This window comes from Bacillus sp. SRL543, assembly GCF_984799205.1.
In genome coordinates, this window is the sequence record NZ_OZ481794.1 from 2088829 (window position 1) to 2113988 (window position 25160).

Annotated in this window: 21 protein-coding genes; 17 read left to right on the forward strand and 4 right to left on the reverse strand. The window is 43.9% G+C overall.

What is annotated here, in order from left to right; translation table 11 throughout:
* Positions 1 to 42 precede the first annotated feature (42 nt).
* The 6 genes from AC4E8B_RS10550 (at position 43) to AC4E8B_RS10575 (ending at position 5571) form a co-directional block, all read left to right on the forward strand.
* The gene (locus AC4E8B_RS10550) at positions 43 to 483 is read left to right on the forward strand and encodes a cell wall hydrolase (RefSeq protein WP_490218797.1); all 441 of its coding nucleotides are present in this window, start codon (positions 43 to 45) and stop codon (positions 481 to 483) included.
* A gap of 333 nt (positions 484 to 816) precedes the next feature.
* Positions 817 to 2406 (forward strand): malate:quinone oxidoreductase, encoded by a 1590-nt coding sequence (locus AC4E8B_RS10555; protein WP_490218799.1) that lies wholly within the window; start codon positions 817 to 819, stop codon positions 2404 to 2406.
* A gap of 100 nt (positions 2407 to 2506) precedes the next feature.
* Positions 2507 to 2785, forward strand: a complete 279-nt coding sequence (locus AC4E8B_RS10560) for an NUDIX domain-containing protein (protein ID WP_490218801.1) — start codon at positions 2507 to 2509, stop codon at positions 2783 to 2785.
* Positions 2786 to 3187: 402 nt separating this feature from the next.
* A complete protein-coding gene (locus tag AC4E8B_RS10565) occupies positions 3188 to 3790 on the forward strand; it encodes a VanZ family protein (RefSeq protein ID WP_490218802.1) in 603 nt (200 codons plus the stop codon).
* Positions 3744 to 4451 carry a response regulator transcription factor gene (locus tag AC4E8B_RS10570; protein ID WP_490218804.1) on the forward strand — a complete coding sequence of 236 codons (708 nt, stop codon included), beginning with the start codon at positions 3744 to 3746 and terminating at the stop codon, positions 4449 to 4451. Before AC4E8B_RS10565 ends, AC4E8B_RS10570 begins: the two co-directional genes overlap by 47 nt.
* A complete protein-coding gene (locus tag AC4E8B_RS10575; RefSeq protein ID WP_490218806.1) occupies positions 4441 to 5571 on the forward strand; it encodes a sensor histidine kinase in 1131 nt (376 codons plus the stop codon). The genes AC4E8B_RS10570 and AC4E8B_RS10575 overlap by 11 nt, the downstream gene beginning before the upstream one ends.
* A gap of 193 nt (positions 5572 to 5764) precedes the next feature.
* Here the strand turns inward: AC4E8B_RS10575 and AC4E8B_RS10580 are convergent, their stop codons facing one another.
* Positions 5765 to 6328, reverse strand: coding sequence for a CBO0543 family protein (locus AC4E8B_RS10580; RefSeq protein ID WP_490218808.1), 564 nt, complete (start codon positions 6326 to 6328; stop codon positions 5765 to 5767).
* A 230-nt stretch (positions 6329 to 6558) separates the two neighbouring features.
* Here AC4E8B_RS10580 and AC4E8B_RS10585 point away from each other — a divergent pair, with 230 nt between their 5' ends.
* From AC4E8B_RS10585 to AC4E8B_RS10625, 9 genes are all read left to right on the forward strand, one after another.
* Positions 6559 to 6960 carry an Rrf2 family transcriptional regulator gene (locus AC4E8B_RS10585; protein WP_490218810.1) on the forward strand — a complete coding sequence of 134 codons (402 nt, stop codon included), beginning with the start codon at positions 6559 to 6561 and terminating at the stop codon, positions 6958 to 6960.
* Between the two features lie 50 nt (positions 6961 to 7010).
* Positions 7011 to 7922, forward strand: a complete 912-nt coding sequence (locus AC4E8B_RS10590) for an NAD(P)/FAD-dependent oxidoreductase (protein WP_490218811.1) — start codon at positions 7011 to 7013, stop codon at positions 7920 to 7922.
* A gap of 23 nt (positions 7923 to 7945) precedes the next feature.
* Positions 7946 to 8521, forward strand: a complete 576-nt coding sequence (locus AC4E8B_RS10595) for a class I SAM-dependent methyltransferase (protein ID WP_490218813.1) — start codon at positions 7946 to 7948, stop codon at positions 8519 to 8521.
* 648 nt (positions 8522 to 9169) lie between these two features.
* The gene (locus AC4E8B_RS10600) at positions 9170 to 10369 is read left to right on the forward strand and encodes a YecA family protein (protein WP_490218814.1); all 1200 of its coding nucleotides are present in this window, start codon (positions 9170 to 9172) and stop codon (positions 10367 to 10369) included.
* A 175-nt stretch (positions 10370 to 10544) separates the two neighbouring features.
* Positions 10545 to 11891 carry a PepSY-associated TM helix domain-containing protein gene (locus AC4E8B_RS10605; protein ID WP_490218816.1) on the forward strand — a complete coding sequence of 449 codons (1347 nt, stop codon included), beginning with the start codon at positions 10545 to 10547 and terminating at the stop codon, positions 11889 to 11891.
* A 12-nt stretch (positions 11892 to 11903) separates the two neighbouring features.
* On the forward strand, positions 11904 to 12365 hold the full coding sequence (locus AC4E8B_RS10610) for a FixH family protein (protein WP_490218818.1): 462 nt from the start codon (positions 11904 to 11906) through the stop codon (positions 12363 to 12365).
* Between the two features lie 120 nt (positions 12366 to 12485).
* On the forward strand, positions 12486 to 13928 hold the full coding sequence (locus AC4E8B_RS10615) for a YcdB/YcdC domain-containing protein (RefSeq protein ID WP_490218819.1): 1443 nt from the start codon (positions 12486 to 12488) through the stop codon (positions 13926 to 13928).
* A gap of 528 nt (positions 13929 to 14456) precedes the next feature.
* Positions 14457 to 15260, forward strand: a complete 804-nt coding sequence (locus AC4E8B_RS10620) for a zinc-dependent metalloprotease (RefSeq protein ID WP_022543762.1) — start codon at positions 14457 to 14459, stop codon at positions 15258 to 15260.
* A gap of 409 nt (positions 15261 to 15669) precedes the next feature.
* Complete coding sequence (locus AC4E8B_RS10625) at positions 15670 to 17355, forward strand: methyl-accepting chemotaxis protein (RefSeq protein ID WP_490218821.1); 1686 nt, start codon at positions 15670 to 15672, stop codon at positions 17353 to 17355.
* Positions 17356 to 17397: 42 nt separating this feature from the next.
* On the opposite strand, the gene pdxR is transcribed toward AC4E8B_RS10625, so the two are convergent.
* Entirely contained in the window at positions 17398 to 18801 is a 1404-nt protein-coding gene (pdxR, locus tag AC4E8B_RS10630) for a MocR-like pyridoxine biosynthesis transcription factor PdxR (RefSeq protein ID WP_490219621.1), read from the reverse strand.
* A gap of 107 nt (positions 18802 to 18908) precedes the next feature.
* Here pdxR and AC4E8B_RS10635 point away from each other — a divergent pair, with 107 nt between their 5' ends.
* Positions 18909 to 19607 carry an aspartate/glutamate racemase family protein gene (locus tag AC4E8B_RS10635; RefSeq protein ID WP_490218823.1) on the forward strand — a complete coding sequence of 233 codons (699 nt, stop codon included), beginning with the start codon at positions 18909 to 18911 and terminating at the stop codon, positions 19605 to 19607.
* A 184-nt stretch (positions 19608 to 19791) separates the two neighbouring features.
* On the opposite strand, the gene AC4E8B_RS10640 is transcribed toward AC4E8B_RS10635, so the two are convergent.
* Both AC4E8B_RS10640 and AC4E8B_RS10645 read right to left on the reverse strand, forming a co-directional pair.
* The gene (locus AC4E8B_RS10640) at positions 19792 to 21555 is read right to left on the reverse strand and encodes an ABC transporter ATP-binding protein (RefSeq protein WP_490218825.1); all 1764 of its coding nucleotides are present in this window, start codon (positions 21553 to 21555) and stop codon (positions 19792 to 19794) included.
* A gap of 33 nt (positions 21556 to 21588) precedes the next feature.
* A complete protein-coding gene (locus AC4E8B_RS10645; RefSeq protein WP_490218827.1) occupies positions 21589 to 22275 on the reverse strand; it encodes a rhamnogalacturonan acetylesterase in 687 nt (228 codons plus the stop codon).
* Between the two features lie 289 nt (positions 22276 to 22564).
* On the opposite strand from AC4E8B_RS10645, the gene AC4E8B_RS10650 reads away from it, so the two are divergent.
* Positions 22565 to 24787 (forward strand): helix-turn-helix transcriptional regulator, encoded by a 2223-nt coding sequence (locus tag AC4E8B_RS10650; protein ID WP_490218829.1) that lies wholly within the window; start codon positions 22565 to 22567, stop codon positions 24785 to 24787.
* The last annotated feature ends 373 nt before the right edge of the window (positions 24788 to 25160 follow it).

Genomic DNA, 25160 nt, shown 5'->3' on the forward strand with positions numbered 1-25160 from the left:
AAACAGGCCATCCCGTCATACACTGTCATGGAGGTGAGAAATATGCCACGAGTGAATTACCGAAGTGCTGACGTGGACCTGATGGCCAGGATGATGCGGGCAGAGGCTGAAGGGGAAGGCAAACAGGGAATGCTGTATGTGGGGAATGTGATTGTGAACCGTCTTTTAGCCAACTGTTTGGATTTTAAGGATTTGAGATCTGTACGGGATGTCATTTATCAGGTACAGGGCGGGAATTATTCTTTTGAAGCTGTCCAAAAAGGGAATGTGTTTTATCAAAGGGCAAGAGAAGCGGAGAGAAGATTAGCGAAGCAGAACCTGGACTTCTGGAGGCAGCATCCAGGAAAATATGCTCTTTGGTATTTTAATCCGTATGCGCCATGTCCTCCGACTTGGTATGACCAGCCTTTTGCCGGCCAATATAAAAATCATTGTTACTATGAGCCGCAGGCAGGCACTTGTGAGGCTGTGTATTCTGGGTAAGCTTACTCTTTGAGTAGGCTTTTTTATTTTCCGGCAGACGCAGCGGGAAATGTAAAACTATTTGTTAAGAAGGCTACGTTACACATAGAACACTATCAAAGCCTTTAAGAAAAATAATTTGCCTTGATAAAACAAACTTGTTAACGCTTACTTTTTATTTTAATATAGAAATATAATATCTATTTGATCTCAGTCCTATTATGGCGGAAAAAGTACAGAAATTTTGATTTTTCCAGTATAAAGTAAACCTTCGCACTTTTTTCCAGACAAAAAATATTATATAATAATCAGATAATAGTAGATAAATTAACCAATGAATCATTATAATAGAATATGAAAGGGTTTTATTTGATACGGAAGAGTGAATTTCTAGGTGAAATAGCGCACAATCTTTTTTCACATATAGGAGGCAAAGAATGTACTATGAGCAACGTAAAGAAAGCAACAGACGTTATCTTAATTGGTGCCGGGATCATGAGTGCAACATTGGGTTCTTTTCTGAAGGAGCTGGCTCCTGAGTGGGAGATCAAGGTTTTTGAGAAGCTTGCGGGTGCAGGCGAAGAAAGTTCCAACGAGTGGAATAATGCGGGTACAGGCCATGCGGCATTGTGCGAGCTTAACTATACGCCAGAGAAGCCTGATGGCTCTATCGATATAAAGAAAGCGATCAGCATTAACGAACAATTCCAGCTGTCACGCCAATTCTGGTCTTATTTAGTCAAAAAAGATCTAATTCGCAATCCCCAGGAATTCATCATGCCAATACCGCATATGAGCCTTGTGGAAGGCGAGGGAAATGTGGAATTCCTGCAAAAACGATTTAAAGCGCTTTCAGGTGTACCGCTGTTTCAGGGCATGGAATTCTCGCGTGATCCTAAGAAATTGAAGGAATGGATTCCTCTCATTATGGAGGACCGGAAATCAAACGAACCGATCGCCGCTACGAAAATTGATTCCGGTACTGACGTGAACTTCGGTGCTTTGACTAGGATGCTTTTTGACTATTTGAAGAAGCAAAACGTAGAGATGAATTACAAGCATGCGGTGAAGGATATCAAACGGAACAGCCAGGGCATGTGGGAGGTAAAGGTTAAGGACCTCGAAAGCGGCACGGTTGAGCATCACACCGCCAAATTCGTTTTCATCGGAGGCGGGGGCGGCAGTCTGCCGCTGCTGCAGAAAACCGGGATTCCGGAGTCGAAGCGAATTGGGGGCTTCCCTGTCAGCGGGCTCTTCCTTGTCTGCAATAACCCGGATGTCATTGCCAGGCACCATGCCAAGGTGTACGGAAAAGCAAAGGTCGGAGCGCCGCCAATGTCGGTTCCCCATCTTGATACAAGATATATCGATAATAAGAAATCCCTGCTGTTCGGGCCTTTTGCCGGATTCTCGCCTAAGTTCCTGAAAACAGGCTCAAATTTCGATCTGATCGGTTCTGTTAAACCGAATAATGTCTTTACAATGCTGGCAGCGGGAATGAAGGAATTCCCATTAACCAAGTATCTGATTGAGCAGGTGCTGCTGTCGCATGAGAAGCGGATCCAGGAGCTGCGCGAGTTCATCCCCAACGCACAAAGCGGTGACTGGGATACAGTCGTAGCCGGACAGCGTGTGCAGGTCATCAAGGACACAGAAGCGGGCGGCAAAGGAACGCTGCAATTTGGAACAGAGGTTGTGAGTGCAGCGGATGGTTCGGTCGCAGCCCTGCTTGGCGCATCCCCGGGTGCATCCACTGCCGTACAGGTTATGCTTGAAGTGCTTGAGAAATGCTTCCCTGAACATATCCAGAAATGGCAGCCGAAGATCAAAGAAATGATTCCATCATTCGGTGTATCGCTGGCCAGCAATCCGGCTCTTTTCCATGAAATTCAGACTTCAACAGCCGAGACGCTGGGCTTAATGAAAAAGGAATTAGTTTCCTAGAAAAATATTATGTTAACTAAAGATACCGAGAGCCTTTAATCATTATGGTGATTAAGGGTTCTTTTTTACCTTAAATGAAGAAGGGAAAGAGGTTAGGATAATGGACTACATAAAAACAATGAGAAAATGGATCGGGCATGAAACACTGTTCACTGTTGGCTGCGGCATCATCATCGAAAATGGGGGAAGAATACTCCTTCAGCACCGTACGGACGAAGACAATTGGTGCATACCCGGCGGAGTGATGGAGCTGGGCGAAACTTTTGAGCAGACGGCTAAAAGAGAAACCCTTGAAGAAACAGGACTGAAGGTTCACGAGCTGGAGCTGTTCGGCATCTACTCAGGGGAGAAATGCTTTGTTGAATATCCATCCCAATAAAGACAGGGTGTTTAGTGTCCAGATTATATTTAAGACCAGCGCGTTCAGCGGGACTTTAAAGCAAACCGGAGACGAGAGCAGGGAGCATCGGTATTTCGAGAGGAATGCACTGCCTGGCAATTTAAATCCAAGGCAGAAGGAGTTTATTCAAGACTGGGCGGAGGGGAAGAAAACAACTGTATTGAGTTAGAATATTCGCCATCTTGAATGTGAATCCTTTCTCCTTATCTAGCAACTGTTGAAAGCCCTGCAGACTTACGGGGCTTTTTCAGTTTTCTGGGGCAGCCTGCAGAGAGAACATAGAAATTGATAATTTAGTTATCCTTAATTCTTTCTTTAAAAATTCTTTACAATTTCCTCCTATACTGGATTTTGTTAAGCAAATGACTAGGAGGAAAGTTAATGGAAAAATCGATTATGTTCACTATTGAATCATGGGTTGTGCTGGGTCCTCTCTTTTTATTGGGGCTCCTGTTTCTGGCAGTCTGGGGAAAGCGCCAAAAAAGGAAGGTGACGATATTTCATTATGTTGTTTTGCTGTCATTTGGGATATACTTGCTTTGCGTTATTCACCTTGTATTTTTCCCGATAGATGTGAATATAGGAAAGTATGCAAATCAGGTAAAGTGGTATCAGACAGTAAACTTTATACCTGTCCTGACAATAGATATGATGACGTTTATGCTGAATGTGATTATGCTTGTGCCATTCGGGATGTACCTTCCGTTCCTGAACAGGAGGATAGATTCCTTTAAAGAAGCAGCAAAGCTGGGCTTTGCACTGAGTCTTAGTTTTGAATTGGTTCAGCTGCTGATCCGGGTTACGCTGGGAAGCGGCAGAAGCACGGATGTGAATGATCTGCTGGCAAATACAGCAGGAGCTATATTTGGATTTTTCATTGTGAAAAGCCTGTTCAAATTAAAGCTTATTGGCGATCTGCTGAAGCGGTTTCAGCTGCATGAAAAGAAGGGAGAGTCAGTCATTGACGAGAATATTGATTGTTGATGATGATCAGCATATTGCTGAGCTGATTGAGGTGTATGTAAAGAATGAAGGCTATGAGATTTGCAAAGCTGGCAATGGGGTTGAAGCCTTGAACAGTTTTGGCAAAAGCCAGCCTGATTTAATCATTCTGGATATCATGATGCCTGAGATGGACGGGCTGTCTTTTTGCACGCAGGTCAGGAAAAGCAGCCAGGTGCCTATTTTGATGGTGAGTGCAAAGGTAGAGGATATGGACAAAATCATGGGCCTGATGACTGGCGCCGATGACTATATGAGCAAGCCGTTTAATCCGCTGGAGCTCACTGCAAGAGTGAAGGCTCTGCTTAGGAGAGCAAACTACTCCCAGCCAGAAAAGGGCGATGCTGTTCTGCAAATCGGCCCCCTTGCGATTGATAAACAAAAGCATCATGTGCTGGCCGAAGGGAATAGCATAAAGCTGACTTCCATTGAATTTGAAATTATATATCTGCTGGCAAGAAACCAGGGCCGTGTCTTTTCTTCTGAAGAAATATTTGAAAGTGTATGGAATGAACCAGGTGAGGGGTCCAATAAAACAGTTATGGTCCATATAAGCAATCTGCGCGAAAAACTTGAAGCAGCCTTACCAGGCGAAAAACTCATCAAAACGGTATGGGGAGTGGGGTATAAAATTGATAGATAATCTTAAACATATCCTCAGTTTCATTCCAAAATGGAAGATTGCGATGTATATCATCCTCTCTTTTTTCCTTGCAATAGCTGTTGCCGCCCTCCTATTGCCTGCTGTCTGGTATATAGAGGACAATTCGAGATTTGCTGAAAGCCTGCTGTTCCTTTTATCTTACGGAAGGTCATTGGTGCTTCTCGTTTTTTATGCAATTTTGACGGCTGGATTCCTGCTGCTTTTTTACCTGTATGAAAGGAAACGGTACCTAAGCTTTTATGTGAAAAAGCTGACGGAGGAGGTTCAGCAGCTGGCTTTTGAAGAGGGCCAAGCTGTATTATCCGGCAATGGCGAATTCAGCAGGCTGGCTGAAGGGATTCAGGAAATCTTCACTAAATCAGAGCAGGCTATTGTAGAAGTAAGAAAAGCAGAACAGCTGAAAAATGAACTGGTGACAAATGTGGCCCATGATTTGCGCTCTCCGCTCACTTCAATCATCGGCTATTTAAATTTAATCAATGAAGACCGCTATCAGGATGAGGTGGAGCTGCGCCATTATATTCAAGTCATCACTGATAAGACAGCAGGTTTGCATTCCTTGATAGAAGACATTTTCGAATACACATACATGCAGAACCAGCAGGCACTCTCTGAAAAGCATCCGATCGATTTGGAGGAATTGATGAATCAGCTTGCGGTTCAATCCCGTGTGCAGCTGGAGGACGCTGGGATGGAGTGGAGGCAGTTCCTTGAAGGGGATGAATCCCCTATTGTTCTCGGAGATGGAGGGAAGCTGATCCGGGTCTTTGAGAACCTGATCCAAAACGCCGTCCGGTATGGCAGAGAAGGCAAGTATCTGGATATCATCCTTGGTGGCACAGGCCATAATGTCGAGATACAGGTTGCCAATTATGGGCCTGCCATCCCGGGGGCTGAACTGCCTCATATTTTTGAGAGGTTTTTCCGGGTAGAAAAATCCAGATCGCATTTTACTGGAGGGTCCGGGCTTGGTTTGGCTATAGCAAAGAGCATCATTGAGCTGCATGGAGGAACAATTGAAGCAAAGAGCAGCCCGGGAAGGACAGCTTTTATCATCAGACTGCCAAGAGGATATAGTGATGAACGGCAAAGAACATAACAATTGAACGCCTTCCGGGTTTAGGGAGAAAAATTCGAAGTGGCATATTAATTAACAGACCAAATCGCTTATGATTTGGTCTTCCTTTTTCGCAAGAAAATATCATATTAACATTCACTATTGTCAAGGCGTTTTGTTTTGCTAAATGGTAAGCTGTATTCCTTCTTGAAGTGAAGGATACTGTTCTAGTTAATTACTCTTTTTTTATCTTCTCAAAGCTATCCAGTTTTATAATGCTGTGTGCGGCATAATAAAGAAAAAGAAAAATGAAAAAGTCATACAAAGTTGACCAATTTTTGGGGTTATAGAAGTCAATGGCATTGAAAAGATTCATCCCTCCGAATGCAGCAACCGCAGAAAAAATTACACCTTTTAAAAAAGAGTTCATATTTGGCTTAATCTGCAATGTAAACATAATACCTACAGGTGCTAAAGAAAAGTGATAGGGTAAAAATAAAAAGGGCGCTAATGGGATAATGACCATCGGATAAGACCAAAGCCCAGTTGACAAAGCAGCGAGGTCGATTGTAAGTGACAAAATGACAGTCAATAATCCGCCTAAAAGCAAACGTCCACTGCTTTCCCTTTTTCTTAGGAAAAACCAGAGTAACCATGGGATTATAAAGAGTCCGATACCAACCCACCATTGCCAAGTAAATAGTAAATCCTCCATCAAGATCTCCGCAAAAAGGGAATTGGTATCAGTAAATTGATTGTAAGCTTTTTCTGACTGGGTCAGTCCTTCCTTGAATGACATATCTCCTTCACCTCAAAATGTTAGTGATTATATTTTTCACCACTTTATGGAACTTATGTATGGTTAGCTGGCAGGGGAGTAAAGAATACACTAAGCAACTATACACATGACCTGGTTAAAATAGTTACTTTTGAAAACATCTTGTTGACTTCCTTTACCTCAAGTGATAGACTCGACTTAATTACAGATATTAAGAGTCTTTAATATCTTTTTTATTGAAGGAGGTTATTATGAAATATTCAAACGCGACAAACTATGCTCTGCATACGATGGTCCATCTAATGCTGGAGCCTGGGGAGGGCACAGTGGGGGTACAGGAATTAGCAGAAATGCAGCATCTTTCCCCGACTTACCTTTCTAAGGTTTTAACCAAACTTGCGAAAGCGGGCTTGATCGAATCAACTCCTGGGGCGAAGGGAGGCTATAAAATTTCCAGAACAAAACATGACATATCCTTTTTGGATGTTATCCACGCGATTGAAGGGGAGACCAGCTTATTCGATTGCTCCATTCACCATGAAGGCTGCTTGATTGAGAACGTCATGAGACAGGCTGAGGAAAATATGAAAAGTGAACTGGCATCAAAGCTTCTAATCGATATCGCTAAAGAGGCAGAATCACAACGGAAATAAGAAAATATCTAAATTCAAAAATATCTAAATTCATTGAGGGAGTGAACAAAATGGTATTAGACTGCGCGGTGATTGGCGGAGGCCCGGCTGGGTTGAATGCTGCTTTAGTGCTCGGAAGATCAAGACGTAAAACGATCCTGTTTGATGACAACAAACCGAGAAATGCGGTAACTTCTGAGTCCCACGGGTTTATCACAAGGGATGGTATACATCCGCAGGAATTCAAAAAGATTGCTCAAGGAGAATTAAGCAAGTACCCGAACGTGAGGCTTAAACGGCAGCGGGTGCATCGTATAAATAAAGAAAACAATTTGTTTCAAATAGAGACAGAAAACGCGGAAGTATATAGTGCCAAAAAAATTATAATCGCCACAGGCTTCAAGGAAATTCTTCCAGATATTCCAAAGGCTAAAGAGTTCTATGGCAAGAGCCTGTTCGGCTGTCCTTACTGTGATGGCTGGGAATTAAGAGATCGGCCGCTGGCGGTGATCGCTGAAGAGCAGCAGGCGGCGTTTCATATGGCGAAAGTGGTGTCTAACTGGACGAATGATTTAATTATTTTTACGAACGGCAGGAAAGTCCTTTCGCTCGAAGAAAAAGCATTGCTCAAAAATAATGGCATCGGTATTAACGAAAAGAAGATTTCCTCACTCATAGGAAAAGAGGGGCTGCTGGAAAAAATCCAGCTTGAAGATAAAACTTCAGTGCTTCGTGAAGGAGGGTTTATTGCCTCGGGATGGAAACAGGCTGCTTCTTTTGATTCACTCGGCTACACACTAAATGAGCAGGGAGGGATTACAACTGACAGTTGGCAGCGCACGAACACAGAAGGGCTGTATGCCTGCGGGGATACGCGAATAGCCGGTGCTTCCCAGCTAATCATTGCCGCAGCGGAAGGCAGTATGGCTGCCATTGCTGTGAATGCAGCTCTTATAGAAGAGAGATATAGCCAAGAAAAATAAAAGTCAAAAATAGGAGGATTTGTATGATCCATCACTCGCATGGCAAGCACGATAAAGGAAAAGTATCATACTTAGAAAGCCCTGAGCGAAGAAAGGTATTATCTCCCGAACAATTACTAAATATGATTCCTTTAAAGGAAACGGATAGCGTGCTCGATTTTGGCGCCGGGACCGGCTATTTTTCCATCCCTGCAGCAAAAAGGATCAATGGCAGCGTATATGCGCTGGATATCGACGCGGCTATGCTGGAAATTATTAATGAGAAAGCTTTGGAGGAACAGGTGACAAATATTGTCCCAGTGCTGGCGAGTATGGAGGCACTTCCTTTAAAAGACAGTTCTATTGATATCATTATTGCTTCTCTGGTCCTGCATGAAATCAAGCCACTCGCACCGCTATTGCAGCAAATGAAAAATGTCCTGAAAAAAGAAGGTTATCTAATTTGTCTGGAACTTGAACCAAAGAAAAGTTCTGGGAAAGCGCCGAGAATTTCCATGGAAAGGATGGAGCGTGAAATGAAAGAAGCAGGATTTACAGTAACTGAGAAATCCTTTCCAGCATCATCTTTATACATGCTAATTGCACAGAGAACGGAGTAAGCAGATATTTTTTTATCTAATTAAGGATATTAAGTGTCTTTAAAGTATTTAATTTAAAAAGTTATGTGGTCTTTCCTTAAATAGAGGGGAGACCCTTTTCTTATGTCACAAACGCGGCAAGTTAGTATGTAATATACATCAAACCTGGGAACGAAATTATGGAAGATCGACCCAAAACAGATAGCATTAAAATAAGCGGAGAATTTCCGGTTAGGCTGCTGAATATGGCACGAGTTGGTGTAAATAAGCGTAGAAATTCCGGTTAAGAAGAGCGAAGTCACCTATTTTCCTGTTTTTTGATCTGATAGCCGGAATTTCTCCGTCTATTTTGGCTATTTTTAGAGTTTTTTTGAAAATAGGGGGGGTTTCTCCTCTTATTTTTTCAGCCTGTCACTGATTCCCTTATTCAGGTACAAGAGGACCGTTCTCTACTTACCGCCTATACGAGACGTTAATTTATGACAGCATGATCCCTGATATCCCTCTAAATCAAGGAATATCCTTATTGACGGACTATTTTCTATTTTGATTCATTTTATCCCGGCAGGCTCTTATGTGTATAATAGTAGATTGGAAATGTACATGTATTCATTAATGAAAAATCGATGATTGATTGTGAATGAATAAGAGAGAAAGGAGTACATATACATGAGCGGAAATGCAGTACTTGAAAAACAGAAAAATAATATCCTGGACGGATTGAAAGATTTGAAGAAAAGCCAGGATGTGAAACAATTCAAAAAGCACTGGAGTGAACTACGTGTCCCTTTTACACTGAATGAAGGGCTGAATGCTTTCACCAAGGGTGAACTTGATCAAATAAGAAGAAATCTGGCCATTAAAAATGCGAGCAGCTTGAAAAAGGCAGAGCTGATCATCCTGCTCGAGGAGAAAATTGCTGAAAACCTTGAAAGCATTCCTCTTAGCTGGGACAGCGAAAGGTTTAAGCTGCTCCTGGATATTGCCGAAAGCGGCGGAATGATGCCAGCACCACATATAGAGGCGCAGCAGATTGCATACTTCCGCGGAACCGGCCTTATTTACAGCGGTGTTATTGAAGGCGAGCCTGTACTTGCTGTACCACACGAACTGATTGAAAAAGTAAAAGAACTAAAGAACAGTATACATATCAGATCTGCCGTCAATAAAAACACAGAATGGATCAGGCTTACAGGCGGGCTTCTGTATTATTATGGAACCCTGTCATTTGTGCAGCTGGCAGAATTCCTGGAAAAATATCTAAAATATCCAGTACACCTAAGGGATTATCTTAATGTAATCCGTGATGCCAACTCATTCCGCACGGAGCTGCAGATTAATGGGGATGGCTATTCTAATCGCAGGGTATTTGATGCGAAACGAGTGATCCAGGAGCATCAGGCAAGGAAGAATCTATCATATTATCCTTTCACCAAACAGCAGCTCATGGCGGCTGGTGAGTCTGGCTTTGTGGAAAGAAATAAAAGCTATATGCAGCTCGTCCAATTCCTGGCGCAGCAATTCGAAATTACGAAAGAAGATGCAGACCTGGTCGCCGAAGAGTGTGTTTTTGCTACAAGGGTAGGAGATACACCTGAAGATCTGATGAAATACTTGACCAGCATGTTTAAATTCGACAGTGTTGAGAAACTGCAGGCACTGATGGACATAGTCGTGGAACTGATGAACAGCACAAGAGAATGGTTCCTCAAAGGCCATACCTCCATGGAGCTGAGCAGCATGGAGAAAAAGCAGTTAAAGCCGCTCCCGGCTGCCAATAAGGACAGCAATACCGAAGCAAAAGTGGGGAGAAATGACCCTTGTCCTTGCGGAAGCGGGAAAAAGTATAAGAAATGCTGCGGAAGATAATCACAGCTTGCTAGCTTCCGCCCGTACAGTTAAAGACGCCTGCCCTGTTAGCCAGTGGCAGGCTCTTTTTATGCTGTTGAATCTATTAATACTTTTTGCAAAAACTTCATTCATCCCTCACATTTCCATATTATATTGATTTATAGAATATGATTATGAAAGGAATACAGCTTCTATGGAGAAAAAAGTGAAACCGGAGGGCTCCCTCTATAAAACGATTTGGAGATGGCATTTTTATGCCGGCATTATTTTTGCACCGTTCCTGATCATTTTGGCAGTGACAGGATCGGTCTACCTGTTCAAGCCGCAGATTGAACAGGTGATCTACAAGGAATATTATGAAGTCCAGCCGCAGGGGGAGCGCATTCTTCCTTCAGAACAGCTTGAAGAAGTTAAGAGGCTGTATCCAGATGCTTTTATATCGAAATACCGGCCTGGAGAGGGAGACGCCCGTTCCAGTGAAGTAAGCATTATAAATGGGGAAGAGTCACTTACTGTATTTATTGATCCTTATACAGGAAAGTCATTGGGGACATTGAACAATGAGGACCGGATCATGGATAAAATTGAGGAAATCCATGGCGAATTGATGGCAGGAACCCTTGGCGACCGGATTGTCGAATTGGCTGCCTGCTGCGCGGTTGTCCTGATTGTTACGGGACTTTATTTATGGTTTCCGAGGAAGTCAAAAGGGCTGGCAGGCGTGCTGCTTCCCCGCTTGAATAAGGGAAAAAGAGTTTTCAGAAGAGATCTGCACGCAGTGCCTGCATTTTGGGTGACAGCAGGAATGCTTTTCCTGATTATGACCGGTCTGCCCTGGTCAGGCTTCTGGGGAGTGAACTTCCAGAACTGGGCCACGAACACAGGGGAAGGTTATCCTCCTTCCGTCTGGACCGGCAGTGCCCCAGAATCTGCTGTAAAGACAAAGGATATTGCAGAAGTACCCTGGGCAGCCGAGAATCTCGAGGTCCCAAAATCGGAAGTGGAAGGCTTTATCCCGCTTTCCATCAATGATGCAGTCACGATTGCCCAGTATGAAGGCATGGATCCGGGCTATACAATCATTTTCCCTTCAACGAAGGAAGGTGTTTTTACACTTTCTGCTTTTCCGGCACAGGCCCAGAATGAAGCCACCATCCATCTGGATCAGTATTCGGGTGCGGTGCTTGCTGATTACCGCTATGACAATTATGGCTTTATCGGGAAGCTGGTTGCCTGGGGAATCACCCTTCATAAAGGAACCCAGTTTGGACTGATCAATCAGCTTATAAGTCTGTTCATTTGTCTTGGCATCATTCTTGTCGCAGCCAGCGGACTGTATCTCTGGCTGAAACGGAAGCCGAAAAAAGGGATGGGCGCCCCTGCAGGTCCTTCAGCATTAAAAATGAAGGTCTTCCTGTTCATATTGGTTGCTCTGGGCATCATTTTTCCGCTTGTCGGCCTGTCGCTCATAGCTGTCTGGCTTGTGGACTGGCTCATCATCCGGCGGATTCCAGCTGTCAAAAAATTCATGAATGCATAAGGGAGTCTTATTGTGAAAAGAGTTTTATTTTTAATTGTAATGGGAGTGCTGCTTGGCGGCTGTTCCCTGGCTGAAAATACAGAGGACTTATATAAAAAAGAGTGGCCGCTCCAGGCTGAAATCATTCTGCCTGACTCATTTGCTGCAGGAGAGGATGTGCCAATCCGGGCGGTGCTTACGCAAAACGGGAAGAAAGTGGAAGGTGCAGATTATGTCCATTTCGAAATCTGGAAGCGGGACGGCAGTGTTCATTATCCAATGGAAGAGGCATCAGAAGAAGGTGAAGGCATGTATCAGCTGACAAAGAACTTTAAAGGGGACGGAGTTTATACGATTAAAGTACATGCCAGCAGCGCCGGATCGCTCATCATGCCGCAAAAGCGGTTTGTTGTCGGGGAGCTTACCGAAGCTGTGCTGGAAGAGCTGATGAAGGAAGGGGAGGCGCCTTCCGGCAGTCATGAGGGACATCATTAAGGTGTAAAATAGCAGGATCCATTGGCAATTTCAATGGGTCTTTTTCCTATTCTTCCACATTTTTGAAGGTTAATAGATGGTATGATATTTGTAAATAAATAGCGTGGAGGTGGGGTAAGGGTGAGTGAATTATGGGAAAAGCTGCTGGTATTTCTTCCGCCGGGCATAATCAATAGGTTGGCGGAAGATGAGGAACAAATTTATGATCTTCTGGATTCAGCGACTTCAGAAATAATAGGGAGCTATTCACTGGGTGAAAACGGCAGGCTTATCCATTTTGAAATAGAGGAGGTACCTCGTGCGGGGAATCTTTCCAAAGAAGGAATTGCGGATATTGCAGAAGCATTCATCGGAGCCATTTATCCGGGTCAGAAGGAGTTTGAGCTTTCTGCAGTCCTCGATCTGGGAAATCCTTATTGGGCTGTTTATGAAAAAAGAGATGAAAAGTACGGGTTATTTCTACATAGTACAGGATTTACTGTTTCCGTTTCCACTGCCGGCCAGGTGATGCGTTTTCACTGCAGCGGGGAGGAGTATGAAGTCAAGTACTCAGAAGAAGCAGTTTCCGAGAAAGAGGCATTGGAGAAATATCTCCAGGGAGTAACATTTGAGCTTTGTATTGAGCATTTTGACAAAGAGATTTTCAAAAATGGTGATCATCAATATCATCTTTCCTATGAGGTTATTGAGCCGTTCACGAATCTCCCGATCGATGGATCTGATTATAATGGCAGCTGGGCGGAGCCTGCTGCTGATATGGCGATCTCTAGTGATGAGCACAGTAATGATACCATTTATGACTTGTTCGGGATTAACCAGGATTACAAGCTTTTGGAAACAAGGGAGAAGGAAGGCAAAAGGGTCGAGGTTTGGACGAAGGAAGATGCCGGGTCGTTTTCTTTTGAAATGGAAGAGACAGATGTTCATATTCTGAAGTTATCTTTTGAACAAAAGTCTGGTATGCTTCTGAGGGCTGTGAGCGGGGATCTGCATACCGGCGGCGGGGAAGAGATCGGGCAGGAAGCAGCCAGGAAAAAGGCAGTTGAGCTTATGTTCAAGCTGTATCCTGATGCCCATGAAAGATTCCGGCTGGAGGTTAACATAGACGAGGAAGAGAATGAGCCGGAGAACCTTGAAGAAGAGAGAGAAGAATCAGTCCTGGATGGCCGGGATAAGGATTTTATTGAACAGGAGCCTGCTTACACCTTTTATTTTCACCTGTATTACAAGGGAATTAGGGCAGGGCAGCATGCGACGGTAATAGAAGTCGGGAAGTATTCCGGAAAAGTCACTCATTTTCTTCTTGATATTCTGCCTGATGAGCTATATAGGCATTTGCCGGCCGAACCTGCCATCAGCCTTCAGGAAGCAAAAGATATATATCGGAAATTTGTCAAGATGGAAAAGGTGTTCACGAGAGATTATGATGAAACCGGGAAATCTGTCTATTCCCTCTCTTACACGCCTTCATTCCCAGAAACAGTGGGCCATATCCGTTCAATAGATGCTGTTACAGGGAAAGCCATGTATGTGGATGTCGGCGATGCATTGTTTTTGGATTAAGGGAAGTTTTATTTTCTTAGGCATCAAAAAACATAACTGTTAAAGCCATATTAGACCGGAATCATAAAATAGAGCACATCGCGTGTAGGCAAGCCGGAGGAAATCGCTTATTTTTCCCTGTTCCTGGCATCAGAAGATTCCAGCTTTGTGAATAGGACTGTCATTACTGGTGATCCCGGGTGGACGGCATTTTAAGGAATAGGCCTCTGGAGGGAAGAATTTCTTCCTTCCAGAGGCCTATTTTTATTTTAGTGAAAAAGTCCTCCTTCTTATTCTCAAGTAATTTATCTTTGACCAAAAGAGCCTCAAAAAAAGGAGTTTTCCCAACTTTTTAATGACACCTTTCATAATATTAGTAAGATCCTAATATTTTTTGTTTCTCTTTTTTTAAAAACCGATTCTTTCCACTATAAAACTGCAGGTATTCTTTCCATTGTCCTATCATTGATTTCCCAATTCAATAATGAGAGGAAACTGGAAGAAATAGAAGAATATCTCCTTTGTATTAAAATTCAAGGAGGTATATCTATGAAAAAACAGTTGAAGGTCTTATCATTATCATTGCTCAGCACCCTTGTAATCAGCTCAAGTGCTTATGCCGGGTCCGGGGAGCACCATCATGAGCATCCGACAGACGCCTTACAATACATGGGCGATTCCTTGCCGAAAGCAGCGGATTTCAAGGATCTTGAAGATGAAGCCGTTGTTGAAAGAGATACTTCAGTCAGCATCCTCAATGAAAAGGGGACTGTGACTGGTATTATGAAGTCTAACAAAAATACACAGAACGGAAAGGCCTCACCTCAGGATACGGGAGCCAGGAAAGTGACGGTCCTTGCGGTGGCAGATGAAGAATACCGGAGCGCCTATAGCGATTGGCAGACCCGGATCCAAAATATTATAGAAACCGCGGATAATGCTTTTAATAGGGACCACGGCGTTGATTTTGTTGTCCAGGCGGTCGCAAGCTGGAGCTCGCAGGGATCAAACAGCTCCCAGATCCTCAGCGACCTTCAAAGGGACTGGGATGGAAGAGGCTATGATTTCGTTGCCGGTTTTACTAGAGATGCTGCATTTGATGCGGGTGGAATCGCCTATGTGTACCAGGCAGCTCCTTCAGGCAGCGCGATCAGTGTGAACCTGGACCAGGGGACAGCCAATACTGCCAAAGCGGCACAGCATGAATTCTCCCATAATTTTGGCCTCGGGCATGATGCACAGGGAAGCGGGATCCGCTGCATCATGAACTATGACTATTCTTATTCCGTCGACTACTGGCACTCCCAGCATAATTCACAGATTGCAGCGAATAAATATTGGTACGGTAATTAGCAGACTTGCTCCTCCAATTAGGGGGAGCTTTTTGTCAGTTCGGAGACTAAAATTTGGCAGGCTGCATAAAAGACACAGATATTGAAATTATTTCATTAGCAGGCTTGTCTATTGAATACTGGTTATAAGTTTTTGAACTGGCCTTTGGTTATTACCATCATTTTTCGGGAGAATGAATTGGATCCTTCCTGAAAGGAAGAGCATTAGTGGCGGGGATTAACGGGGTTCGGAAAAGAGTTGTATTAAATTATTTTAAAATAGTTTTATAGATGCGTTTTATACTGAATGTATTTTTTCTTTCCAAATATATCCTTGTTTTTATTTGCCTGTTCACCCTAAAAAACCTTGTTCCAATGACGATATTAAGATTAAGAAATTATTCTTAATATAATGTATTTGGAGGAAACTAGTGAAAATTAAAACGCGTTTAATCACAACTATTTCAATCCTGGTAGGGTCAATTATCCTGCTTGGCAGTTTTTCAATCTATGTAATTAACGCACAGGTAAAAAGAACTGACCTGCTTCAGGATAAAATGGATTTTCAAAAAGATATCATAAAAATCCAATACCGCCTCGCCGGGATTTCAAACGATGAAAGAGCTTTGATTATGACGGGCGATAAGCAGTATGCAGAGAGTATGAAGGAGAAGGCTGAGGATGTCCAGTCCCTGATCAGGCAGGCAGAGGGCAAAGCTCTTGAAAACAAGAATCTTGAGCAGGTAGAGAAAATGGAGTCCAGCTTCAACCTGTTTTGGGATATCAATCAGAGAGTCATTGGGCTTTATGAGACTGATCCAGAGGCAGCCAGGGACCTTCATTTCGGAGAAGAACGCATGTTGAGAAAGGATGTGCTCGACCCGGCTGTGAATGAACTTGTTTCTGTGCTGAATAAAGAACTTGAACAGATTAATAAAATTAAAGAAGAAAATTCTGAGGGAAGTAAGGACATTCTTATCTTCCTGGCAGTTGCAGCATCGGTGGCAGGCGGCATTTTAAGCTTCATGCTGCTCCGGTCCATACTCATTCCATTAGGGGCACTCAACAGGCAATTAAATAATATTGCATCAGGAGATGCCGACTTAACACAAACGGTGGATGTAAAGGGCAAGAATGAATTCGGACAGCTTGCCCACTCTTTTAATGCTTTTGTAGGTTCGCTTAGAGGGATGATTACCCACATAGGCTCGTCCTCTGAACAAGTGGCTGCTGCATCTGAAGAGCTCTCTGCAAGTGCGGAGCAGTCAAAAGCGGCGTCAGGGCATATAGCAGAAACAATGCAGACTATATCCACTCATAACCATAGACAAACGGAAATGATTGCCAGCAGCCTGAAATCTGTAGCAGATTCCCTTGGCGGCCTGAAAACTGTAGCTGCCAATACAGATAAAGCAGCAGAGGTTTCATCAGAAGTAAGGGAGCAGGCAGAGGATGGGGTTTCTTCCGTCAAAGAAATGCTAATGCAAATGAACTCAATCAGCCAGTCAGTCGATCGGGCTGGAGAAGGAGTATCTTCACTGGTTTCAAGCGCAGGGGAGATACAAAAGATTTCCTCGCTGATTGCTGATATCTCGGGGCAGACGAACCTTTTAGCCCTTAATGCAGCGATTGAAGCGGCAAGGGCTGGCGAGCAAGGAAAAGGTTTTGCGGTTGTTGCCGAAGAAGTCAGAAAGCTGGCAGATGAGACCAATGCTTCGGCCGAGCAGATTCATAATCTGGTGGCAACGATCCAAGCCGAGTCAAGTGGGACGGTTCGGGATATCCGTCTGGTAAAAGAAAATGTCTCTGCAGGCATCAGCCTCTCGGAAGAAACAGTTTCTAATTTTAATAGGATTCTTGCGCAGATTGAGCAGGTAACCTCTCAAATTCAAGAGGCGGCTGCAGCCACCAGGTATTTGACGGACGAGTTTGAAGGAGTCCACGATACCATTGAAGGAATAGCGGCAGGCTCCCAAGAGACGCTTGAAGGCTCTGAAAACGCAGCAGCTGCAAGCCAGCAGCAGCTTGCTTCTTCAGAAGACGTATCAAATGCAACACAATCTCTTGCCCGATTGGCAGAGGAATTGCAGGAAATGATTTCACGATTTAAATCATAATAAAAGGGGGGAGCAGACTTTATCGTTTGCTCTCCCCTTTTTTTACTTTTCCGGGAAGCTCCTGACCGCTTCTTTCAGCCTCGCAATCCCTTCTTCTATCCTATCAGGCGTCAAGCTCCCATAACCCAGCACAATCTTATTCTTATGGTTTCCTTTGATGATGCTGTACTGCTCTACCGGATATACGAGGACAGAATAGCTGAAGATCAAGTCCAGCAGCTTTTTGTCAAAAACAGTGGAAGGAAATTCAGCAACCAGATGCATCCCGGCAGCATGCCCCCAAATACGGCAGTCAGGAAAGTGTTCTTTCAAGCTGTCAACCAAAGCCTGCCGCCGCTGCCTGTAGATTCTTTTCATCTTCCTTATATGCTTGTCAAAGTGGCCGTCTTTTAAAAAACGCGCAAGGATCAGTTGTTCTATACCTGAGTGATGGCGATCGGAATACCATTTTAGCTTCTTGAAATCCGCCAGTAAATCAGCGGGCAGGACAGCATAGCCAATCCTTAGGCCAGGCGAAAGTATCTTGCTGAAGGTCCCAACATAAATGACCCTCTCAGGATCCAATCCCTGTATGCTGTGGACCTGAGAACCTTCATAAATGAACTCGCTGTCATAATCATCTTCGACAATATATGTGTTATATCTGCGGGCATACTCAATTAGCTGAATCCTTCTTTGTATCGTCAGCGTACTGCCCAGCGGGAACTGATGTGAAGGAAGGGTAAAAATAAAGCCGGGAGGCTCGTCCTCTGGAAGATGTTCTGGCATGAGCCCTTTTTCGTCGACAGGGATAGGGAACAAATTCGCTCCGTGGTATGAGAAGATATTTTTCATTTCATCCGTAACAGGATCTTCAACCGCTATCCTTTCCTTGTTTTTCACCAGCATGCCTGTTATCAGTGAAAGCGCCTGTGTGGCACCGCTTGTAATGACGATTTGATCTGCCGTGCAGTTTACACCCCGGGTATGTAACAGGTATCTGGACAATTCCTCCCTAAGCTCCGGCATGCCTGAAGAATCATGATAGCCAAATGCTTGTTCAGCGGCATCATAGCATACCTCTTTTGCCAGCCTGCCCCAAACTTTTCTGGGGAAATGATCCATGGCTGGAGTGGAAGCTTTAAAATCTATTCTATCTTCTATTAGATTGGGCAGCGTCTCTTTCTCTTTTCGATGCTGGATCGTTTCTAACGGGAGAAAGGCTGCCCCAGCGGCAATGTAGGTGCCTGATTTGGGCCGGACCTCCAGGTAGCCTTCTGAGGCCAGCTGATCATAGACCTCAAGCGTGATATTGCGGGAGACATTTAAGGAAACTGCAAGCTCTCGAGTTGAAGGGACCTTTTTTCCTTCCTGCAATTCCCCAATTAAAATATACGTTCTCAGTTTTTCATAAATCTGCTGTGTCAATGACTTTGTGCCTGCACGATCAATTTCAAACCACATGATTATTACTCCAATCTGCCAACTGGTACTATAAAAGTAATCAAATTGTGGCTCTATTTGCATCCAGTATATCATGCTATCTTTAAATGAACAGAAGGAGGATGATCAAGATGAAAACAATTGGATTAATCGGAGGAATGAGCTGGGAGTCAACGAGCGTGTATTACTCCTATATCAACCGCTTTGTTCAGGAAAAATTGGGAGGGATTCATTCAGCCCGCTGCCTGCTGTATTCTTTTGATTTTGAAGAAATTGCTGCCCTGCAAAGAAACGGGGAGTGGGAAAAGGCAACTGAAAAAATGCTCGAAGCAGCTTTATTCCTTGAAAAGGGAGGGGCAGATTGCATCATCATTTGCACCAACACAATGCATCTGATGGCAGAAGATCTGCAAAAAGCTTGTAAAATTCCGGTCATACATATTGTTGAATGCGTGGTTGAGGAGATTAAAAAGCAAGGCATAGAGGCAGTTGGCCTGCTCGGCACCAAATTCACAATGGAGCAGACTTTTTATAAAAAAATCCTTGAGGAAAATGGCATTGAGGTTTTGGTTCCAGAGGAAGGTGACCGTGAACTGGTTCATGAGGTCATTTTTGAGGAATTATGCAGGGGAATAATGAAGGAAAGCTCTAAAGCTGCCTATCTCGATATAATCGGGCGTTTGGGAGCAAACGGAGCGAAAGGCATCATTTTAGGATGTACGGAGATTCCATTGCTGGTAAGCCAGGAAGACTGCCAAATACCATTGTTTGATACAACTTTTATACATGCTGCTAAGGCGGTAGAGTTTGTACTCAATCATAATCGCTGACCGGAGCATGCGACGGGATTGAGAATAGAAGAGAGGCAGGCTGTGTGGGCATGCCTCCAAAAAGGAAGTATTAAAAGAATATAATGGCACTTGACTGCGTTTGAAAAAGTCACAGAATGTATGTAAGAGAGTTAATAGATGAGCCTACATCTCTGAAGATGGTATAACGCCCATAAACTCCAGGTCACATCTGCAGCTGCTTCAATTCATAAAAACTTCCTTGCTGATACATCAGCTCTTCATATGTGCCAAACTCTACACAGCGGCCGTCCTGAATGACGGCGATTTTGTCGGCGTTGCGGATGGTAGAGAAGCGGTGAGCGACGATGAAAGTGGTACGGCCCTTGGTTAAAGTATCCAAAGCATCCTGGATTTTTCTTTCAGATTGGCTGTCCAGGGCTGAGGTCGCTTCATCGAGAATGATGACCTCCGGATCCCGTATCAGTGCTCTGGCGATAGAAATCCTTTGCCGCTGCCCGCCGGAGAGCTTATCTCCATGTTCGCCTATCATCGTGTCCAGGCCGTCCGGCAGTTTTTTGACTACCTCCCATAGATTTGCAGCTTTCAGCACTTTTCTCAATTCTTCCTCGGATACTGACAGCTTGCCGTAGGTAACATTCTGACGGATGGTCCCTGAAAAAAGGATCGTTGATTGCGGGACAACGGCGAGATGATTGCGGAACGATCTCAGATCAATCTCTGCCATATCATGATCGTCCAGAAGGATTTTTCCTTCGCTCGGCTGAATGAAGCCGATCAGCAGATTGAGGATCGTTGATTTGCCTGAGCCGGATTCGCCGACAAAGGCGATGGTTTCACCCTGTTTGACTTCAATCGTAATGTCCTGCAGGGTATTTTCATAGGCGCCAGGGTACCTGTAGCTGACATGCTGAATGGAAAAGCTGCCGTTCACCTTTTTTAGCTTCGGTTTGTTTTCATAGTTTTCGACCTCACCTGCAGTCAATATTTCGCCGATGGAGTTGACTGACTCAAGTCCCTTGGCAATCGTCGGAATCAAGGTGATCATGCCGGAAACCGAGTTCACCACTGTTGTAAAATAGGTCTGGTACATAACGACCTCACCTGGTGTGATAGAGCCGCGATAGGCAAGGATGCCGGTGAACACCAGGCAGATGATCTGGAAAATCTGGAAGCTTGCCCAGCTGACTGAACCGAATAAAGATTGGATGATGTCCAGGTGAAAACCTTTTAATAGAATCTGCTGAAAGCGGTGGTTGAGGCGTTTAACTTCCTGCTTCTCCAGGGCATGCGCCCTTGCAATCGGCACCAGCTCGATCATTTCAATGACCCGGGCAGAGGTTTCCTCCATTTCCTGCCTGAATTCAGAATTCGAGTTTTTTATCTTTTTCCGGAAAACAACAATGATAAGAGCGGAAATTGGAACGGTCAGGATAAAAAACAGGAAGACGACAGGGCTGTTGTAGAGCGTGATGGCAAGCGCTACAATCAGATTGATGAATATATTCAGCAGGCTCACAAAAACCTGGGAGGACAGAGTTTGGACTGCTTCAACGTCGCGCATGATTTTCGACTGCAGCCGGCCTGACTGCATTTCCTTCTGGTAGGGGATGGAGAGCTCCTGAAGTTTTTTAATGAGTGATGCCCGGAGGCCGGATTCAACGCTGCGGATCGCGTAGCTGTGCAGCTTGGTATGGTAATAGTTTGATAGGATATTCTGCAGCACAAGGACGATCATCACGATGGCATTGATATAGATGGTGCGGATGCCGTTTCCCCCATGATTGGTGGCTGCATTGATGACATTGGCAATGGCGATGGGCATGACCCATGCAGGAATATGCTTGATAGTGAACAGGACGGCAGAATAAAACAGCTTTAACGCATGGCCTCTATAAAGGCCCAGCAGCACTTTCAGGGAATTCTGCTGATTTTGTTTATAAATATTTTGTATAAAAGAGTCCTCCAAAGCATTCCTCTCCTTAATGCCCCATGTAAGCTGCTATGTAAGCAGGTTTTTTAATGGCAGATCGCTTTCTTTAATTTCTTTGGCAATTAAATGTGCCACTGCATCTGCGCCTTTTTCATTGAAATGGGTGTTATCTTCAAGCCCTTCCGGATAATTAGGTGATTCACCCGGTGCCAGATGCAGGAAGTAAGAAGCTGATTCACCATGACTCATGCTATTAAAAAAATCCCGTGTGGCTTTGTGGATGTCCAGGAGCGGCACCTGATTTTTTTCGGCAAACTGCTTCATGGCATCAGGGAAATCCCCGACTGACAGCACATCAATGGTATGGGTTCCATCATACTTTCTCCTTGTGACGGGGGTGAACAGTACCGGGTGAGCCTGATTTCTTCTGGCAGTTTCCACATATTCCAGAAGGTTTTCCTGATAGTCGCCATAGGGACGGGTTCCGCGCTCAGGATCCTCTGTTTTCTGATCGTTATGTCCAAACTGGATGATCAGGTAATCGCCTGGAGAAATGCTGCTCTCAATAGAAGCCAGATGCCCTTGTCTGATAAACGATTTTGTGCTTCTGCCATTGATCGCCCGGTTATCCAGGACAACATTGCTTTTGAGATATTGTACAAATGACTCGCCCCAGCCGGTTTCCGGACGCTTCTCAGGCAATTTGACAGCGGCGGTAGAGTCGCCGGCGATAAAGATGGTGGTTTTTGGGTCCATAATGATGCACTCTCTTTCCAGTGAATTTATCTGTCCGCCACCATGTTAACGTTAACATTTTTAAGAAAGGTAAAAATCCTCTGTGATAATGAATTATATTATGCTATTATCTTATTAATGACGGACAAGTGAGAAATTTCTGTAAATTAATGTTAACGATCACATTATATAGAACCGGCTATCAGAAAGTCAAACAATTGAAACAGGCATCTTATTTATCGGCTGATTCATATACCTATTGTTGACAGCGCTTTCAAGTGGTATGGCGGAAAACAAGGAGTTGGACATTTTGAGGAATGGCAGAGTGTTTTACAAGCTGTTTATCCCGTTCTTTTTATTGGGGATAGGTCTTGTGGCAGGCTTCAGTATATTTATCTATAACTCTACTTACAATTCTGTTGAGGAAAGCTTCCTAAAGGATAAAGAAAGTTACACAAAACAAATTCTTCATAATGTCGAGCAAAAGGTAAGGACTATTGAATATGGCTATACTGCTTACAGCTCTACAGCAAGCTTTGAGGATGTTTTCACAAGACCGCTTTCAGGCAGGGACTTTGAGGTATATCAGGACATCATCAAAGAAATGAGCTATATAGAGATGATGGGAATTGAGGGCAGTAAATACAGCCTCATCAGCCTGGCGGAAAAATGGGGAATCGTTAATGAATCCCTAAAAAAGCTGACCCCTGAAGAATATAATGCGTATAAGGACCAATACATAAATAAAAATGACCGGAATCTCTTCTGGAAGCCGACGGAAGAAGGCATTGAAATGGTTATGACACTCCCATTCTATCAACGCGAGAAATTTGCCCTGGGAATTGCCAATATCCCCAGAAGGAGCATTGATCAAATCGTCGGGGAACAAGATAATGCGGTTGAAATTTATAACAGCCAGGATAAGCTCTTATATTCCAGTGTGAACGAGGGGAGCAGCCTGACGGAAACAAGCTTTGATGAGGTGAAAGCAGCTGCCGAAGCAGGCGAGGAGAAAGCGGACGTCTATAAAGCTGAAAACGGAAAAACTTATGTTTTCCTTGAGGCAGATTATAACCATTGGCTGTATCTTGTGGAAATCAACGAAAACGAAATCGGAAGCATCATCCACAATACAAGGATGGGGCTGATTCTTGCTTCTGTCATCTTAATCCTTCTTGTCGGCGGAATATCCTACCTTTTGGCAGATTCTTATTCCAGGCCGATCAAAAAAATCCAGGAAAGGTTATCACAGGGCGGCATCAGCCGTAAGCAAAATGAGCTTTCCTTCCTGGCTGCCTCTGTTGACCGGATCGTCGATCAGAATGAATTGCTCACTGAAAGCTTATCAAAGCAAAAGCCGGAGCTTGAAACGTTATTTGTGCTGAGTCTGTTCAGGAAGCGAATTGCTGAACAGGACATCCAGCACAGACTTGAGCAGTTTGACTATCATTTTGGAGCAGACAAGGTCTTTTATACCGGTCTTATCCAAATTGACCATATGGACGGCGGGCAGAATCCAGATAAAGATATCTTTCTGCTGGCAATCAACCATATTGTCCGCGAGATCGTCCCGAAGGAGGAAAGGCTGATTCCGATTGTTCTTAATGATGAGATGCAAGCGATGATCTTTGCCTGTGACAATGAACAGGAAGCTGAAAGGCGAATCATGATGTATTACGAGGAAATCCAGGAAAAAGTAAAGGAAACGCTCAATCTGGTTGTGAGCGTTGGCGTCAGCCCGGTGTATCATTCACTGATCGACAGCAAAAAAGCAGTGGATCTGGCGAAAGAATCGCTTCATTACCGCGTAAATGTCGGACCCGAAAGCATAATATTTTACCATGACATTTCCTCGATGCTGAATGATGCTTCGATTTCCAAATTTCCGATAGAATTGCACAATGAGTTGATGAGTGCGATCCGCTCCGGCAGGGAGGATGAGGTAAGGAACCTGACGGATTTGCTTGTCGATGAAATTTTCAGGCTGAACAAGAATCCGATCAGTCTGGGTGTCACTCTGGTCAGGGTGATCAATGATCTTGTCCAATTAGGGCAGCTGCTTGGAGCAGAGTCGAATATATTTGAAAATATTAAGAAGCTCTACCAGACTGCCATGAATGCCTATTATCCAGAAAAAATCAAAGACATGCTATACCAGCAGCTGATTCAGCCGGTCATCATCAGTACGCAGAGCAATACAGAACAGGGCTTCAAAAACATATCCGATAAAATTGTTTATATTATCCAAAGTGAATTTGACCAGGAGATCTCCCTCGAAATCATTGCTGACAGGCTTCATTACAACCCGAATTATTTAAGTAATGTGTTCAAGAAGGAATATGGGGAGAATTTTGTGGATTATTTAATGAATTACCGGCTTCAAATGGCGCAGATGTGGCTGAAGGAAACGGATATGACGATTAAAGAGATAGCCGAGAAGCTGCAATACCGCAACTCACAGAATTTTATCCGTTTTTTCAAAAAGAAATTAGGCAAGACTCCCGGTGACTACCGAAAAGAATACCGCCGATAATGAAACAGCGCAAAAGCTTCTTCCCTGTGAAGAAGCTTTTGTTATGCTGTTGCGTTTACTGAGCTAACCAGTTTCCCCTGCAGAAAAATTCTGGACAAAAGGATACGCCATCCAATCTGACTGCCATTAGGAATGATTTCACCTTAAAAACCAAATGATAGATATAAACAGTTTCCCAGTTTAAAAGTATCATTTTTACGCTATTATTTCTTAAACCCTTGATATATAAGCTTTTGTAAGCGTAATCACAAAATGATTATATACGGAATTTTCCTGCTTTTAGTATTCTTAAAGCATCAAGTGCTTTGTTAAGCCAGAAGGGAACACTCTCCCAAAACGGCTGCCAGGCAGGTAATTAAATTCGAATACAAGC

What these genes read in the sequence shown, in the direction of transcription:
- AC4E8B_RS10555 (WP_490218799.1), top strand. Translation starts at nt 817, where the DNA reads ATGAAAGGGTTTTATTTGATACGGAAGAGTGAATTTCTAGGTGAAATA.
- AC4E8B_RS10635 (WP_490218823.1), top strand. Translation starts at nt 18,909, where the DNA reads ATGAAAACAATTGGATTAATCGGAGGAATGAGCTGGGAGTCAACGAGC.
- AC4E8B_RS10550 (WP_490218797.1), top strand. Translation starts at nt 43, where the DNA reads ATGCCACGAGTGAATTACCGAAGTGCTGACGTGGACCTGATGGCCAGG.
- AC4E8B_RS10565 (WP_490218802.1), top strand. Translation starts at nt 3,188, where the DNA reads ATGGAAAAATCGATTATGTTCACTATTGAATCATGGGTTGTGCTGGGT.
- AC4E8B_RS10605 (WP_490218816.1), top strand. Translation starts at nt 10,545, where the DNA reads ATGGAGAAAAAAGTGAAACCGGAGGGCTCCCTCTATAAAACGATTTGG.
- AC4E8B_RS10580 (WP_490218808.1), bottom strand. Translation starts at nt 6,328, where the DNA reads ATGTCATTCAAGGAAGGACTGACCCAGTCAGAAAAAGCTTACAATCAA.
- AC4E8B_RS10585 (WP_490218810.1), top strand. Translation starts at nt 6,559, where the DNA reads ATGAAATATTCAAACGCGACAAACTATGCTCTGCATACGATGGTCCAT.
- AC4E8B_RS10560 (WP_490218801.1), top strand. Translation starts at nt 2,507, where the DNA reads ATGGACTACATAAAAACAATGAGAAAATGGATCGGGCATGAAACACTG.
- AC4E8B_RS10570 (WP_490218804.1), top strand. Translation starts at nt 3,744, where the DNA reads ATGAAAAGAAGGGAGAGTCAGTCATTGACGAGAATATTGATTGTTGAT.
- AC4E8B_RS10620 (WP_022543762.1), top strand. Translation starts at nt 14,457, where the DNA reads ATGAAAAAACAGTTGAAGGTCTTATCATTATCATTGCTCAGCACCCTT.
- AC4E8B_RS10590 (WP_490218811.1), top strand. Translation starts at nt 7,011, where the DNA reads ATGGTATTAGACTGCGCGGTGATTGGCGGAGGCCCGGCTGGGTTGAAT.
- AC4E8B_RS10600 (WP_490218814.1), top strand. Translation starts at nt 9,170, where the DNA reads ATGAGCGGAAATGCAGTACTTGAAAAACAGAAAAATAATATCCTGGAC.
- AC4E8B_RS10595 (WP_490218813.1), top strand. Translation starts at nt 7,946, where the DNA reads ATGATCCATCACTCGCATGGCAAGCACGATAAAGGAAAAGTATCATAC.
- AC4E8B_RS10645 (WP_490218827.1), bottom strand. Translation starts at nt 22,275, where the DNA reads ATGGACCCAAAAACCACCATCTTTATCGCCGGCGACTCTACCGCCGCT.